General features: G+C 28.9%; 12 protein-coding genes and 1 pseudogene. 2 read left to right on the top strand and 11 right to left on the bottom strand.

The window, feature by feature from the left end; translation table 11 throughout:
* Positions 1 to 580: 580 nt before the first annotated feature.
* The 10 genes and pseudogenes from HPRAE_RS07100 to HPRAE_RS07145 form a co-directional block, all read right to left on the bottom strand.
* Entirely contained in the window at positions 581 to 2,053 is a 1,473-nt protein-coding gene (locus tag HPRAE_RS07100; RefSeq protein WP_014553540.1) for a hypothetical protein, read from the bottom strand.
* A 1,090-nt stretch (positions 2,054 to 3,143) separates the two neighbouring features.
* Entirely contained in the window at positions 3,144 to 4,190 is a 1,047-nt protein-coding gene (locus HPRAE_RS07105) for a PIN domain-containing protein (RefSeq protein ID WP_014553541.1), read from the bottom strand.
* 192 nt (positions 4,191 to 4,382) lie between these two features.
* Positions 4,383 to 5,125 (bottom strand): annotated as a pseudogene (locus tag HPRAE_RS11055) (class I SAM-dependent methyltransferase).
* Positions 5,126 to 5,335: 210 nt separating this feature from the next.
* Complete coding sequence (locus HPRAE_RS07115) at positions 5,336 to 6,418, bottom strand: hypothetical protein (RefSeq protein WP_014553542.1); 1,083 nt, start codon at positions 6,416 to 6,418, stop codon at positions 5,336 to 5,338.
* Between the two features lie 198 nt (positions 6,419 to 6,616).
* The gene (locus tag HPRAE_RS11335) at positions 6,617 to 7,264 is read right to left on the bottom strand and encodes an abortive infection family protein (protein WP_342626766.1); all 648 of its coding nucleotides are present in this window, start codon (positions 7,262 to 7,264) and stop codon (positions 6,617 to 6,619) included.
* Positions 7,219 to 7,617, bottom strand: a complete 399-nt coding sequence (locus HPRAE_RS07125; protein ID WP_014553543.1) for a hypothetical protein — start codon at positions 7,615 to 7,617, stop codon at positions 7,219 to 7,221. The genes HPRAE_RS11335 and HPRAE_RS07125 overlap by 46 nt, the downstream gene beginning before the upstream one ends.
* 746 nt (positions 7,618 to 8,363) lie before the next feature.
* Positions 8,364 to 9,257, bottom strand: coding sequence for a DMT family transporter (locus HPRAE_RS07130; RefSeq protein WP_014553544.1), 894 nt, complete (start codon positions 9,255 to 9,257; stop codon positions 8,364 to 8,366).
* Positions 9,258 to 9,478: 221 nt separating this feature from the next.
* Positions 9,479 to 10,201: a hypothetical protein gene (locus tag HPRAE_RS07135; protein ID WP_014553545.1), complete on the bottom strand. Its 723-nt coding sequence runs from the start codon at positions 10,199 to 10,201 to the stop codon at positions 9,479 to 9,481.
* A gap of 202 nt (positions 10,202 to 10,403) precedes the next feature.
* Complete coding sequence (locus HPRAE_RS07140; RefSeq protein ID WP_014553546.1) at positions 10,404 to 11,390, bottom strand: YhdH/YhfP family quinone oxidoreductase; 987 nt, start codon at positions 11,388 to 11,390, stop codon at positions 10,404 to 10,406.
* A 100-nt stretch (positions 11,391 to 11,490) separates the two neighbouring features.
* Complete coding sequence (locus HPRAE_RS07145) at positions 11,491 to 12,510, bottom strand: YeiH family protein (protein ID WP_014553547.1); 1,020 nt, start codon at positions 12,508 to 12,510, stop codon at positions 11,491 to 11,493.
* Between the two features lie 134 nt (positions 12,511 to 12,644).
* On the opposite strand from HPRAE_RS07145, the gene HPRAE_RS07150 reads away from it, so the two are divergent.
* Complete coding sequence (locus HPRAE_RS07150; RefSeq protein WP_014553548.1) at positions 12,645 to 13,460, top strand: LysR family transcriptional regulator; 816 nt, start codon at positions 12,645 to 12,647, stop codon at positions 13,458 to 13,460.
* An 85-nt stretch (positions 13,461 to 13,545) separates the two neighbouring features.
* Complete coding sequence (locus HPRAE_RS07155) at positions 13,546 to 14,382, top strand: zinc metalloprotease HtpX (RefSeq protein WP_014553549.1); 837 nt, start codon at positions 13,546 to 13,548, stop codon at positions 14,380 to 14,382.
* A 122-nt stretch (positions 14,383 to 14,504) separates the two neighbouring features.
* Here the strand turns inward: HPRAE_RS07155 and HPRAE_RS07160 are convergent, their stop codons facing one another.
* Positions 14,505 to 15,986: a TrkH family potassium uptake protein gene (locus HPRAE_RS07160; RefSeq protein ID WP_014553550.1), complete on the bottom strand. Its 1,482-nt coding sequence runs from the start codon at positions 15,984 to 15,986 to the stop codon at positions 14,505 to 14,507.
* Position 15,987 lies beyond the last annotated feature (1 nt).

A 15,987-nucleotide genomic window follows, 5' to 3' on the forward strand; every position in this document is an offset into this window, starting at 1 on the left:
TTACTGGGATTTTGCGCTCGTGCCTGTTTCCGCCAGGAACTGGCGTAAAGCTTGCGTTTTCATATCCGTTATTGGTTAACCTGCAAGCTTTATGACAGAAGGCATGGCGCCAATCCCATGTTATGTGCTGTACTAACTTAGCTGCGCTAAAAAAGTTTAATTTTTCTTCAACCGGCTAATCACTGATATTACCTCTTAACCAGCAAGTACTTCGTAAATTATGTACTATATTAAGTCTTCACGAAGTGCGTGAAGATCAAACAGTGACTAATTTACCTTCTGATATATGTAGATATCTTTGTGGATTATAATCCTTCAAGTTCATTGTTAAAGCCACTGGAGACCTGCAGTTATTATTTACTTCATTTGCAGGAGTTAATATATCTCAGTTAGCGGTGCCCCAACCTTTCTCTTATCTTTTTCCCTTATTTGCCGATATTTAAGTTAGTATTGCACATAACGTTCCTGGGATTTGCGCTCGTGCCTGGTTCCGTAGGAACTGGCGTAAAGCTTGCTTTTCCATATCCGTGATTGGTTAATCTGCAAGCTTTATGACAGAAGGCATGACGCCAATCTCATGTTATCCGACGTTTTGTAGACTTTCGTATAACATAATAGCTGTTAATATTAGCATTATTGCTGTCATACTCATCATTGAAATTTGAATCCACATATTTCTTTTTGATAGCTTATCACTAATTATTGCTGATATTAAATTAGAATTCGAATATAAAGATTTTTTAACATTTATATATTGATTTTCCAGCAATGCTAAGTTATCAATTATTAAATTAAATATATCTTTAAATAAATTATCTTCATTATTTTTTTGATGATCCCAGTTAGGAATAAATTCAAAAATATCATCTTCAAAGGGAATAGTATCTATCTTTTTATACCGCTCAAATTCTTTTATAAAATATGGTATGTTGCTTTCTAATTTAATAAAATCTTTTTTAATATTTTTTATTTTTTCAATTGCAATTGAACTATCTAGAAAATTAACTTTTGCTATTTCATCTCTCAGTTTTGATAAATGATATTTATATGTATTTAATAAAGTATAAAATACCCATATTATTAATGTGTGATCTATATATCTTAAGTAATTTGTAAGGCCAAATTTATTTTTGCCACCATAAAAACGTATATTTTCTATTGAAGAAAAAAGATTTTTAACATTTCCTGTTAGCATAATATTTGAATTGATATTATTTTTATCTGGTAATAATTTAAGATATAAGCCAGGCAATTCATTGCATACCCATGAATTACTATTAACATCTAAATCTAATATATTTAAATAATTTCCATAATCAAATTTCTTGTCATTAAATGGCTCTTCCTTAGTTAAAGTTATAAAATCACATGTAGGTAAATCGTAATTAATTTCAGAAAACATTCCAGGAAAATTAATTTTTATCCAATTAAAACACTTATTATGTATTTCTCTTTTAATATCTTTAACTTTTTTCTTTTTTTGGTTAATAGGAGTTACGTACTGATATGTTTTATTTCTTTTTTTGATATAAGTTTTATAATTCTCTGAGATTGATTTTTGAAGTCTTGTTTCTTCATTATCATCTAATACGAATTGATAAGATAAAACAGTAATGCTAGGGATATATTGATGTATTTTTAGATAAATTTTTGAAATACCATCAGGCAATTCCATAGAACAAGTATGTGGTTGATCATTATTAAAAGGTACTAGTAAACCTATATTTATCCATCTAGTTGAAGACCCCTGTCTGCTATTTCTTATTATATTAATTAAATCTTTTTGATTAGACTTATTATAAAAAACATCTATTTTGTTACTTTTTATCCCATTTATTAAATTTTCTATGTAATTTGGTGTATATGCTTCATAAATCCAAATACTTTTCATACTTATTTCTTCATCATCAGGTGGAGTAGAAACTAAATTTTTTTCAGGATCTTCTTCATTATGATAATATGTAAGACCTTCTTTAACTTTTTCAGGTATATCATTTTCCTTTTTTAAGTTTTCATCAATAAAATCATTAACTTTTTTTAAAATATTTTTCATTGCAAACCTCCTCAAAATGTCGGATAACGTCCCGAGCATTTGCGACGTGGCTGTCCTGTTCTTTAGGTTGGCGCATCTCTTGCTATTCATCTGCATTTTTGACTTGAATTGCTGCAAGAGATGTGACAAAAGCCATGTCCCGAAGGGCACGGATATTTCACAGCCACATATCATACCCAGTTAGCGCTAATGCTCTGTTATGTGCTGTAATAACTTGCCTCATTAAAATTTGTACTCAACTTCAACTTACTGAATTCTGATATTAATTCTTAACCAGCTCAAAAAGTTCATTAACCCTTTACTATATTAATTCTTCATGAAGTTCGTGAAGATCTAACAGTGACTAATTTACTTTTTGCTATATGTAAAAACCTTTGTAAATAGTAATTTCCCAAATTTATTGTTAACATCTACTAAAAAATATTACTTAATATTTCCTTAATGGAGAAAGTTAATGAATTATAGTTAGCGATATCCAAACCTTATCTTTTATCTTTTTAGCCGATTTTTAGTTATTATTGCATATAACGATTCTGGGATTCGCGGTGTGCCCGGTGTCCACAGACCTGGAGCAAAGTTAGCTATCATATCCACAATTGTTTAAGTGCTGACTTTGTGCCAGAGGGCATGCCGTTAATCCCATGTTATCTGTCTGTTATGACAATATCGACTCTACTGCTTATCATTTATCTTCAAACTCCGAACCTCTATCTTCTTTTTTGCCACGGGCTTCCCGCAAAAAACCTTAACCATCAGTCGGAAGTTTTGAAGATAATGCTATAACCTATCATAAGATTGATCATGATCTTCCTCAGAGCACCAGGCTGAGATAAAAACTCTGCAGTTTCTATTTATCTTCCCCGAAGAAAGCTTAAAAATATCATCCACCGATGACCAAAAACCCTTCTCTTGGTCTTATTAGCTGCAGTGACATTGTCATAATGTCAGATAACGTCCCTGGGATTTGCGCTCGTGACTGGTTCCGTCAGGAACTGGCGTAAAGCTTGCTTTTTCATACCCGATCCAGGTTAAATTGCAAGCTTTATGACAGAAGTCATGACGCCAATCCCATGTTAGACGAAGTGATTATTTAAGAAATTATTGAAATGTTATCTGTCTCAAAATTTTCATATCTTCCTTTAATGTTTGCAGAAAAAGAAACTGTTAATTCTATATTCTTAATTTTTCCTGTTTGAGCATTAGCAACAGATCCATCGTCACGTTCTTTAAACATATTCTTGCTTATCCAACATTCAGTTATAAAATTACAAGAAACTATTATTTCGTTTCCTATTAAATCTTTTTCCCAATTATTAATATCTTTAATTATTACATTATCTAATGTTATAACTGTATCTTCATATTTATAAACTGACATATCAAATAATGAAGAACTAATTTTTATTATATAATCAAATAGTTCTGATTTATAAGATTTCTTTTGATCATTTAAAAGCTTTGCTAATTCTTTATCTGTAAATATAATTTCATTAAATAATTCTTTTAATCTTTTATTTTTCATTTTTGAAATCAAATCTTCTTCGTTTTGAATAAGGTATTTAGAAATTTTATATAAAGTAAATTTACTTGAGTCTTTTCTTAATTCTGGATGTAATGATTCATTATCACTATCATAAAAATCAGAAACATTATTGGTTATAAAAAAACAATTATCTAAATTATCTCTTTCTGCTATTTCAGAATATGATAACCAAATTAAACAATCTCTAAATTCTTGTTTATTTCCAGGGGCAAAAGGTTTTTTTCTTTGTATAGCTCTTTTAACTACTTCAGGTAAATAAGAATTTTTATAATCAACAATTTTAACCAAATCTCTACTTTCTAAATTTTTATAATAATTTTCGAAATCTTTAACATGTTGATCTATACTTTTTAAATCATTTTTTATATCAATTTTAGAATTAGAATATTTATTAAATTCTCTTATATCTTTCAAGAGATTATTTTGAGCTTTTTCTAAATTTTTTTTAAGGTTTTCTTTGGATTCTTCTAATACTACTTTTGATATAAATATTTTACCATTCAAACCATCAACTAATTGCAATAGATTTCTATTATAATTATTCTTTAAAAAAGGATCAGTATAAAGTAAAGTAGTGTCAATAAAAATATTCATAATTATTTCCTCCATGTTTATGTCTATAAATTTCAAAATCATTTCGTCTAACGTTACTGGGATTTGCGCTCGTGCCTGGTTCCGTCAGGAACTGGCGTAAAGCTTGCTTTTTCGTATCCGTTATTAGTTAGCCTGCAAGCTTTATGACAGAAGGCATGACGACAATCCCATGTTATACGCTGTAGCACAACGTTACTTTTGTACTATCCAGAATCGGCACTCAGTTGAAAATTCTTTAACTTCTTTATTCTCTTTAAATAGATCTTCTCTATAAAAATCTTCTATTAGCTTCCAGCCTGTTTCTTCTAAACATTCTATTATCTCTTCTCGGTTTGGAAAATGTATAAATAAATCTCTATCATCATTATCCGATGGCAGGATCTTATCTCCATATTCATAAGTTCTTTTATCCTGTTTGCCTTCTTTCCAGATCTTTTCTTCTTTTTTCCAGAACTCCTTAAAGTTCTCGTTATTTTCGCGATCATGAGTTGTAAAAATAAAAATACCATTTTCGGTCAAAACTCTTTTTATTTCTTTTAATGCTTTAATTCTATTTTTTCTCTCTGGTATCTGCATCAATCCATTAAATGAGAACAGTGCTTGATCAAAAGAATTATCTTCAAAGTTTAAGTCAGTTGCATCTCCAACTATAAATTCAATTTCAGTTTTTTTTCTTTATTTATTGTTTTAGCTGCAGATATCATTTCCGGAGTTAAATCTAAACCAATGATGTTTTTATAGCCGATTTCATAAAGGTTAAATGTTGTTCTTCCGGCTCCACAACCAACATCTAATATTGATTTATTCTTATCAAAATACTTATTGATTACATATTTCTCTGATTCCCATAATCCAATATTTTCAATGGCATTACTATAGTTTTCTATAGCCTTTTCAAAAGATTTTTTAACAAAGTTCTTGGTTATTTTCTGCATATTATCCCCCAGATTCAGTTAGTGTTTATGTAAAAGAAGCTCTTGCTGTGCTATTGCGTATAACGTTACTGGGATTTGCGCTCGTGCCTGGTTCTACCAGGAACTGGCGTAAAGCTTGCTTTTTCATATCCGTTATTGGTTAAACTGCAAGCTTTATGACAGAAGGCATGAAGCCAATCCCATGTTATGTGAAGTCTAGCCTTAACTTGACTAACTATTGTCCTCATTTCTTAATTTAAGACTGGCATTATGTATTTGATTTATCATATACGAAAAAACATTTATAGCTTCAGACGCCAAATCTTCATTAGAAAAGATAGGATCTTCTGAAGGATTATTATTATTTAAAATAGTTTCTAATGGAGAAACATGAACAATTCTGTGTCGATATTTAATAAACTGTCTTAATTCATTTATTTTATTAGTATCTTCAATAATATCACCAAATATTAAGTTATATGCTTTATTAAATGCTCTTTTGCATTCATCAAAATTTTGAAAATTGATTTTTTCTTGTGCAATCATTTCAAGATGTGACACACCTTTTTCCTCTGCTTTTTCTTTAAGTTTATTTGGCAAATCTATTTCATTTTTTTCATATGAAGAAAATATTCTATCAATAAGTTCATCTATATTTGGGTTAATTCCTTCCTTTTCTAATTCAATAAATCTTTTTTTACTATAAGTTTCAAATCCTGTTACTAAAGAAGAAATAATAAAATTACATACTACTACTTCATAGATATATCCTTCATCTGATTTTCCGGTTTTTAAAATATCTATAGCTCTTAATGTATCTTGCCAAGAATTTATAGCGGTCGGGTCCAATATCTTTTCACCTCCCACAATAATTTGGGGTTGCATAATTTCTACCCCTTCATCTCCTAGCTGAATTATATTACCATTTCTATCAACTTGAAAACTTTTATTAGCTACATTTCCTTCACTCTTTATTAATTCATATCCTTCAACCAATGGATGTACATATAAATTAATTTTTCTCTCATTCCAAGTAATAGCATAAGACATTTTATTGGTCTCGGGAATATTTTCTAAATTTATTGTTGCAACTCTAGTACTCGTTCCAGGAGAAGAATGATAAAAGTTAATAGTCATATTTTTATCTCTTTCTAAAATAAATATTTGAGCTCCAGTTACTACTTCAAAAATCTTAATCTTTGAAACATTAGGATTAAATAATTCTTCGCATGTAAATTTAAATTCAAGTGTTCCTTCTGGACGTTTCATCGCCTTTGTAATTTGCTTCATTATATTATCTGGAATATTGTGCATATTATAATTCCTCCTTAAATGATTCATATGCAATTAGCTAGATTTCACATAACGTCCCTGGGATTTGCGCTCGTGCCTGATTCCGCAGGAACTGGCGTAAAGCTTGCTTCAATATTTCTTGCTGCCTAATATTGCAAGCTTTATGACAGAAGGCATGACGCCAATCCCATGTTATCTGAAGTTCGGCACTCTTTTGATCTATATTTCTCTACTTTCCCAACTACTATAAAGAAATTCTGAAATAGTTTTTGCACTATTCACAGCCAAAATAGCATGCCTATAGTCTGGCTTATAACTCTTTCTTTCTGATTTACCATGAGCATCACTTAATTCATTTCTTAAACTTGCTAACCCATTTATTATTGTAAAAAAACCAGAACTTATTTGTTTTAAAAAGTCTTCATTATAAATGCTAGGATCCATTTTTAATACTTCACTAACTCTTTTATATAGTTTAATTAAATTACCATCTTCAGAAAATTCAGTGTTACTATCATCTAAAATATAATAGCAAACACTTTCTACAAGAGATCTAGCATTTGTGATTGCACCATCATAATCTTCATTTTGAAGTTTACTTTTACATTTTTTTATTTGATCATTAATATAGTTTGAATTTAATTCACTAATTTTTTCTGCTTTTACATCATTAATTTCAATTATTTTAATATCTAATTCTTTATCTATATCAATTATAATTTCTTCTTTTACGTTAAATAATATCTCCTCTACATAAACTCTTTTACTATCTGTTACTTCTTTTTTATCAAAATCTAATCCATATCCACCTAGAAATACATTTATCTTTGTTGTAGAGTAATAGCAATATCTGAAATGATTTCTAATCGTTTAAGATTAGATAACTTAGGTTCTTCGATATCTTTATTATTTTTTAATCTTTTCTCAACTTTTTTAATATATTCTTCAAGATCATCAATGATTGGAGTAATTTCAGTATGAACTTCATAAACACTATGAATATCGTTAAAATCAAGATTAATTTCATCCATTTTATTTTTTAAAAATACAGCTCCAATATAGTCTTTAAAATAAAAAATATTTTTAACTAAGCCTTTATAAGAATATATTACAGAAGTTTTTTTATCTGGATCAGAACTTGGGCTTACTAGTTTAAAATCACGAAATTCTTGTATCAATTCTTTAATTTTTTTACATTTTTTTAAAGTTAAACTGCTCATGTTTTATTCCTCCATAAAACACTAAGTTATAGCCGAATTTCAGATAACGTTCCTGGGATTTGCGCTCGTGCCTGTTTCCATCAGGAACTGGCGTAAAGCTTGCTTTTGCGTATCCGTGATTGGTCAGCCTGCAAGCTTTATGACAGAAGGCATGGCGCTAATCTCATGTTATACGATGTAATAACTTGCTGCGTAAAAAGTTTCTCTTTGCTTCAACTTAATTAAATATCAATATTCTTCCTTAACCAGCAAAAAAGTTCATCAACCATGTACTATATTAAATCTTCACGAAGTGCGTGAAGATCAATCAGTGACTAATTTATTTTCTGCTATATGTAAATAATTTTTGTAAATTATAATTGCCCAAGTCCATTGTTAACGCCGCTGGAGACTTACAATAATTATTTCCTTCATTTGCAGGAGTTAGTTCATGCCAGTTAGCGATGATCCAACCCTTCTTTTATCTCTTTCTCTTATTTGCCGATGTTCAGTTATTATTTCGTATAACTTATCTCTTTGTGAATTTAATTTCATTAAAACCTAAAAAGCTTGATCTTCACGTCGGTTATTTCATTAATATTAACAATATATCTCTGTATTAGTAATTCAATAAAATAATTGCTTTTCCTTTATTAAACAAAAAAAAAAGCTACTTCTAGATCTCAATTAAGAGATTCTAAATGTAGCTTTTAAATTTCAGCTATTTACAAATTTAAATTTGAAATTGAAATTAAAAAGTAATTAATTTAAGCTGATTTTGCTTTTCTTCTTTTGAGTTTTTCTTTTTCTTCTTTTTTAACTTTTTTGGTTCCAAAGTAGTTAATAAAAGCTGCACTAATTATTAAAGCTCCACCAAAAAAGCTTAAAGCATCTGGCATTTCATTAAATAAAACGATACCAAATATTGCTGAAAAAACAATATTAGTATAAGCATATATAGAAACTTCTCCTGCTTCAGCAAAACGATAGGCCTGAGTTATAAAAAATTGGCCAAGAACTGCAAAAATTCCTAAAGAAAATAAGGCAATGATTTCATGTAAACTTGGTATAACAAAATTACCTGTTAACAAAAAAGGAAGTGAAGCTAAAGTAGAAAAAGTACAAAACGACAGAACTATTGTCTCTGATGACTCAGTCTTTCTTAAATGTCTTAAAAGGGTATAAGATATGCCAGATAATACTCCAGCACTCAATGCAATCAAAGCAGGAATTATACTTGAATTAAAACTCGGTTTAATTACAAAAAGAGCACCAGTAATCGCAAACAGTAAAGAAAATAGATGGACTTTCTTTAATTTTTCATTTAAAAATATTGAGGCCAAGATAATCACAAAAAACGGTGATGTTTTATTTAAAATAACTGCATCTGCCATTTTCATTTGAGAAATAGCGTAAAAATAAGTAGCTATTGCAATAAACCCCGCTAAATTTCTAATTAGCACTATTTTTAGATTATTTGTTTTAACACTCTTATTATTTTTAATTACCAAAAATAGTCCGAAAAATATACCAACTAAATTTCTAAAAAATATTTTTTCTGCTAAAGGAAATTCTCCTAAAAACTTTACTGTCACTGCCATTAATGCGAAAAAAACTGAAGACATAATCATATAAATTATACCCTTTTGATCATCATCCACCTTTAACACCTCTAGTTATAAAATTATTGTTAATCATTTTTATCGTCAATAATTATACATCTGTGAGGTGTGCTTGTAAAGGGTTATTTGGAAATTAATAAAATTAATTTTTTAACAATATTTTTGCTTAAAAAAGACCTTTTAAATTTCTACAATTATTGTTATTTATTTACTTAAAAACAGTCTTTTTTTAGTCAATTTTTAATTTTCTAAAACTAATTCTAACTATTTGATTTCAAATCCTCAGCAATATCTTCTTTCTTAGTTGCTATAGAATCAGCCAAATGAAGTAATCTAACATCAGGGTAAAGTTCTTCAGCTTTAGACCTCTTTCTTTCATCAAAAGGGCCATAAGGTCCCATATGGTAAGTTATTGCCAGAATATCTCTTTCTTCTAGTTCAATAAACTTTGTAGACTCTATAATTGAGCGCATTGAATGATTTAAAGGTAAATTATTTTCATTATAATTCCAATCACTTCTAACATCTGGTGGAGCAATATTTCTGCCATCTTTAAACCACTTAATTAAATCACTTGCATACTCCTTTGAAATAATAAATTCTTTGTCTTCAACATATTTATCTAAACCATAGGTATTATACAAATCCATATTATCTCGAACTAAGCTTCTCAAAAAATTATTTTGACCTGGGGTAATTGTATGCTGCATTTCTGAAGTATAAGCAAAACATTTTTCTAAATCATGTAAAGAAGCTTGAATGATTATATTTTCCCAAGCTATACCAGCATTTATTTCTTGGTTAAGTTTTAAATATTCTCTTTTAACATTTTCAGTATGCTCTAATAAACCTCCAGTTACATTTAAATGATGTCTAATACTAGCTGGTTTTTTATAAAAATCAATTTCTTCTAAATAATCTAACAATTTTTTTATTCCTTCTTTTTCAGTCTTTTTTAAATCATTAATAAAATTATCTTTCATTTTGGCACCTTCCTATATCTTAAAATTTAGTAATTATTTCTCTACTTTCTGATAAAATTTTAACATTTAATTTCTAATAAGACAAGTAAGAGCTGTTTTTCTACCAGATGCTTTTAAATAAAATAATTTTTAGCTAAAAAGAAAATAAAAAACCCAATCAACTATAAGTTAATCAGGTTTTAATTATTAATTTATTTTTTAACTATAATTTAACAACAAATCTACCTTTAGCATTACCTGCTAACATTTTATCAATCTGTTTATTTAAATCTTCTAATCTTATTTCTTGAGAAAATTCATCAATTTGCTCTAATTTCCATTCAGAAGCAATTTTTTTCCATAATTTTTGCTTTAATGCTTGTGAACACTTAACAGAATCAATTCCAATTAAACTTACTCCTCTTAGAATAAAAGGATATACATTCAGATCTAAATTAGCAGAAGCTGCATTTCCACAACAAGTTACTATTCCGCCATATTTAGTTGATTTAATAGCAGTAGATAAAATATTTCCACCAACTGTATCAATAACTCCATCCCATTTTTTTTCTAATAACATTTTACTAGAATTATCAGCTGCTTTTTTCCTCGAAATAATATTTTTTACTCCTAAATTATTAAAATAATATCTAGCTCCAGTTTTTCCAGTAACTGCAGTTACCTTATAACCTAATTTAGCCAAAATTGCACAGGCAAAACTACCGACTCCACCAGAAGCTCCAGTAACTAAAATATCTTCTTTACTTTTATCTTTTGCCAAAAGTTTATAAATTGAGAGAGCTGCTGTAAAACCAGCAGTTCCATAAATCATACTTTCTTTTAAACTTAAATTAGCAGGTAATCTTACTGCCCATTGACTGGGAACTCTAATATACTTTTCAAAACCACCAGCAGTATTCATTCCAAAATCATGCCCTGTAACAATTACTTTATCACCTTTTTGATATTTACCGCTCTCATCTTCTACAACTACTCCAGCTGCATCAATACCTGGGGTATGAGGATATTTTTTAGTAACACCTCTATTACCTGAAGCAGAAAGAGCATCTTTATAATTTAAAGAAGAATATTTAACTTCAACGATCAACTCTCCTTGAGGTAGATCATTGATTTCTTTTTTTATAATCTCTCTTTTAAATTCACCATCTACTTCACGAACTTCAAGTGCTTTAAATTTAATATTTTCCATTATTTAATAATCACTCCTATTAATTAAACTTTGCTTAATAAAATATTAGTTTCTACTATTTAAATTATAGTTTAACATAAGAGTTAGTAAAATAAAAATATTATAGCTGACCAATAAATAATTGCACTGTAAATGAGACTATAACAACTAAAGAAGAAATTATAAAACCATGAAATAATGGTTTGATACCCGAATCAGATACTTCACTAAAATTAGTTGTTAAACCAATAGAACCTAAGGCCATAACCATCATAAACTTAGAAATAACAGAAATATTATGACTTAATTCAACTGAAATCAGACCTGTGCTTTTTATAGCCACCATTACTAAAAATAATAAAATAAAATAAGGAAAAATATCTCTGACTTTCACTTTTTCACTCTCATTATTTACTTCTATTCCCAGTTTCTTATTTTCTTTAGCATTTATAAATGAAAAAATCATTACAATTGGAATTATCGAAAGAGTTCTTGTTAATTTAACTATTACTGCAAAAGCACCAGCTGCATCAGAAAAAGCATAACCTGCAGCTACAACTGATGATGTATCATTAACTGCTGTTCCTGCCCAAAGTCCAAAACCTAAATCACTCATTCCAAAGTATTTACCTGCTAAAGGAAAAAGAATTACCATTAAAACATCAAAAATAAAAGTAGCGGAAATAGCATAAGCTATATCACTATTTTTAGCTTCAATTGTAGGAGCCATAGCTGCAATTGCAGAACCTCCACAAACTCCTGTTCCAGCAGAAATTAAACTTGATAATTTCCAGTTCATATTAAATAAACGTCCCACTAAATAACCTCCACCAAAAGCTGTCATTAAAGTAAAACTCATTACTATTAATGAATAGCCTCCAACTGATAAAACTTGAGAAAAACTTAAAGTTAGACCCATTAGAACAATTGAGGTTTTTAAAATTTTCTTAGATACAAAATTAATTCCTAAATTAAATATAGAAATTTCTCTAATAATAGGATTTAATAACATTCCTAAAATAAGAGCAAAAACCCCAGCACTAATAAGATGCATTGGTATGTAAGTACTTATTGCTTTAGCAGCTAAAGCCAGTACTATTGTCAGCATAACACCTGCTAAATAATCTTTGATCTTTATCATCTTATCTCCTCCTTATAATTTCTTTCTTGATTTTATAATAAAATATAGATAAAATAAAATTATAATAATTTATTAATCTATAATTTTAAATTATAGTTATTCATTTTAGCTTAAAATACTAAAGGAGGGAAAAAATGATAGACTTTAGACATCATACTTTTTTACATCTCTGCCAAATAAAAAATTATACAAAAACAGCTAAAAAATTACATATTACTCAACCAACTGTAACTCAGCATATTAAATATTTAGAAGATTACTATAAAGTTAAATTATTTAATTATAAAGCAAAAAACTTAAAAATTACTAAAGCAGGTAAAAAACTTTATACTTATACAGAAAGAATGATTGCTGATAGTAAAGAAGTAAAGAAAAATATAAGCCAAAAATCAAGTATTCAAAACATTAAATTTGGAGCAACTCTTTCCATTGGCGAATTTGTAATGCCAGAACTTCTAAATAGAGTTATGAATACTCAAAATAATATAAATTTAGATATGTTAGTGGAAAATACAGAATCACTGCTTAATAAATTAAAAAATGGTAAAATAAACTTTGCTATTCTTGAAGGTTTTTTTGATAAGTCTAAATTTGGTTATCAACTTTTTAGTAAAGAAAAATTTATTGGAGTTTGTTCTCCTAAATCAAAATATGCTAAGCTAGCAATCAAACTTGAAAATCTGCTTGATTGTAATTTAATTTTAAGAGAAAAAGGTTCAGGTACTAGAGATATTTTAGAGCAAATTTTATATACAAATAATTTAAGTAAAGAAAGTTTTGCTTCTACAATGGAAATTGGTAATTTAAATGTTATTAAAGAATTAGCTGCTCAAAATAAAGGAATTTCTTTTATGTATCAAGCTGCTGCTCAGAGATATTTAGAGAATAATCAACTTTCAATTTTAAAAATCAAAGATTTTGATATAATTAGATTTCTCATTAAATTTTAATTTGTATCAATTATAATTATAATGTAGAATTATAATATAAAGATAAATTAAAATAGAAAGAGTTATTAATTAAGGAGGCCAAATAATGCACCGCATAAAAACATTTTTATTAATGTTTAGTTTAATAATTATATTTATGTTCTTTGGAGGAATGATTGCTGGTGAAAATGGAGTTGTGATGGCTTTTGTTTTTGCACTTGCAATTAATTTTATTAGCTACTGGAACAGTGACAAACTTGCTATCAAAATGACAAAATCAAAACCTTTAAGTGAAAGTGAAGCTCCTGAAATTTATAAAATAGTCCGTAAACTCAGCCAAAATGCTAAGTTGCCTATGCCGGATATTTATCTGACACCATCAAATCAGCCAAATGCTTTTGCAACTGGTAGAAACCCCGAGAATGCTGCAATAGCAGTAACTAAGGGCTTAATTAGATTGCTAAATGCAGATGAATTAGAGGGAGTAATAGCCCACGAACTGGCTCATGTTAAAAATAGAGATACTCTGATCAGCACCATGGCAGCTGTAATGGCTGGAGCTTTAGCTTTTTTGGCCAGGATGGGTAGATTTAGAATGCTTTTTGGTGGCCGACGCAACAATAATGGAGCTGGAGCTCTGCTGCAATTAGTTGCTATCATTTTTGCTCCGCTAGCAGCAATTTTAATTAAAATGGCAATTTCCCGCTCTAGAGAGTATATTGCTGATGAAACAGGTGGCAAAATATCTGGTAATCCAGAAGGACTGGCAAGTGCTTTAGAAAAAATGGAAACTTACAGCCAGAGAGGACAGCAGATGCAAATCAATGAAGCAGCAGCCCATATGTTTATTTTAAATCCACTTTCTAGTAAGGGAATGGCAAAACTATTTAGCTCTCATCCACCAACTGAAGCAAGAATAAAAAAACTGCGCCAGCTAAGATAAAAGCTGAGGCAGTTTTTTAATAAAATATTTTTATAAAGTCAGTATTTTTCTTTGAAGAAAATACTGACTCTTTTTTTATATTTAATTTTACTCTATTTGATTAATTTATAAAATAAAATATACTATTTTTTTACTATATATATTCCATCCTTAGCTAATTTAATTCCTGCATAAAGAATAATAAAAAACTCTAATCTTCCTAAAAACATACCTATAGTCTGAGTCCAAATAATACCTGTTGGGGCAGTTGGAGAAATCAGACCAATTGAAAGCCCAACTGTTCCTAAAGCAGAACCAAATTCAAACATACTATCTAAAAGAGAATAGCCATAAGCTGTATGAATTGCTACTCCAACAAAAAAAGTAAATAAATATAAGATTATATAATTTGCTACATCTTTAATATGTTGATCTTTGACATAAAACTTATTTTCTCCCCGCCAAAGATAATTACTGCTCACACTTCTCCGAGGTAAAAACTGTTCTTTAATTTCCCAAAAGATTGATTTGAAAATCAAATAAATTCTATACTGCTTAATACCACCAGCAGTTGAACCTGTTCCACCACCAACAAGCATAATTAAAATTATAATAAAATTAGCAAATATAGGCCAACCTGCAAAAGCAATTGTAGAAAATCCAGTTGTAGATAAAGCTGTAATAATTTGAAAAAAAGTAATCCTAAAATTCTCACCTAACTTAGGATAGAGAGAATTTAAAGAAAAGAACATTAAAATAGGTGTTAATAAAGTAAATAAAGTAATCATTAAACGAATCTCTGCATTCTTAAAAAATGTATTTATTTTACCTTTAATCAATGTATAATGAGTAGCAAAGTTAATTGTACCCAAAAACATTAAAATTATAGTAACTACTTCAATTGAAAGACTATTATAATGGCCTATACTATCTGGTTGAGTAGAAAATCCTCCAGTAGAAATTGCAGCCATTGAGTGATTAATTGAATCAAACATTGGCATTCCAGAAAAATAATACAAAAATATTCCAGCAACTGTATAAAAGGTATAGATCTTCATAATCATCATTGTTGATCTCTTAACATGAGGTAGTAATTTATCACTTCTAGCTTCTGCCATATAAAGTCCCATTCCATGAACTGGAAGTAAAGATGATAAAGCAATTACTGCTAAGCCAGCTCCACCAAAAAATTGCATAATACTCCGCCAAATTAAAATTAATTTCGGAGCTTTTGTAACATCTACCAATGATAAACCAGTAGTTGTCCAACCACTTACAACTTCAAAAATGGAGTGTGACCAACTCATATCTAATATTGTCACAAAAGGAATAGCAGAAAAGAAAATAGCACCAAGCCAAGAAAATATGACTATTATACTTCCTTCATTTAATGATAGCTCAACATCTTCTTCTTGATGTTTATTCCCATAACTATAAAGAGCTAAACCAACTAATACAGAAAGTCCAGCTGCTAATAAAAATTGAGGTGCTAAAAATGACTCTTCTGGATAAGCTGTTAAAAATAAAAGTGGTGAAGCAATAGCTGCTCCAGCAAACATAATAATAACTCCAATATATTTGGAAATTAAAAAATAACGGGAAATAATTAAATTTTTATATTTCATG

It is taken from the genome of Halanaerobium praevalens DSM 2228 (assembly GCF_000165465.1).
GTDB classification, from domain to species: Bacteria; Bacillota; Halanaerobiia; order Halanaerobiales; family Halanaerobiaceae; genus Halanaerobium; species Halanaerobium praevalens.

Coding starts and splice junctions, on each gene's coding strand:
- HPRAE_RS07160 (WP_014553550.1), bottom strand. CDS start 15,986: ATGAAATATAAAAATTTAATTATTTCCCGTTATTTTTTAATTTCCAAA.
- HPRAE_RS07145 (WP_014553547.1), bottom strand. CDS start 12,510: ATGATAAAGATCAAAGATTATTTAGCAGGTGTTATGCTGACAATAGTA.
- HPRAE_RS07135 (WP_014553545.1), bottom strand. CDS start 10,201: ATGAAAGATAATTTTATTAATGATTTAAAAAAGACTGAAAAAGAAGGA.
- HPRAE_RS07140 (WP_014553546.1), bottom strand. CDS start 11,390: ATGGAAAATATTAAATTTAAAGCACTTGAAGTTCGTGAAGTAGATGGT.
- HPRAE_RS07105 (WP_014553541.1), bottom strand. CDS start 4,190: ATGAATATTTTTATTGACACTACTTTACTTTATACTGATCCTTTTTTA.
- HPRAE_RS07115 (WP_014553542.1), bottom strand. CDS start 6,418: ATGCACAATATTCCAGATAATATAATGAAGCAAATTACAAAGGCGATG.
- HPRAE_RS07125 (WP_014553543.1), bottom strand. CDS start 7,617: ATGAGCAGTTTAACTTTAAAAAAATGTAAAAAAATTAAAGAATTGATA.
- HPRAE_RS07150 (WP_014553548.1), top strand. CDS start 12,645: ATGATAGACTTTAGACATCATACTTTTTTACATCTCTGCCAAATAAAA.
- HPRAE_RS07100 (WP_014553540.1), bottom strand. CDS start 2,053: ATGAAAAATATTTTAAAAAAAGTTAATGATTTTATTGATGAAAACTTA.
- HPRAE_RS07155 (WP_014553549.1), top strand. CDS start 13,546: ATGCACCGCATAAAAACATTTTTATTAATGTTTAGTTTAATAATTATA.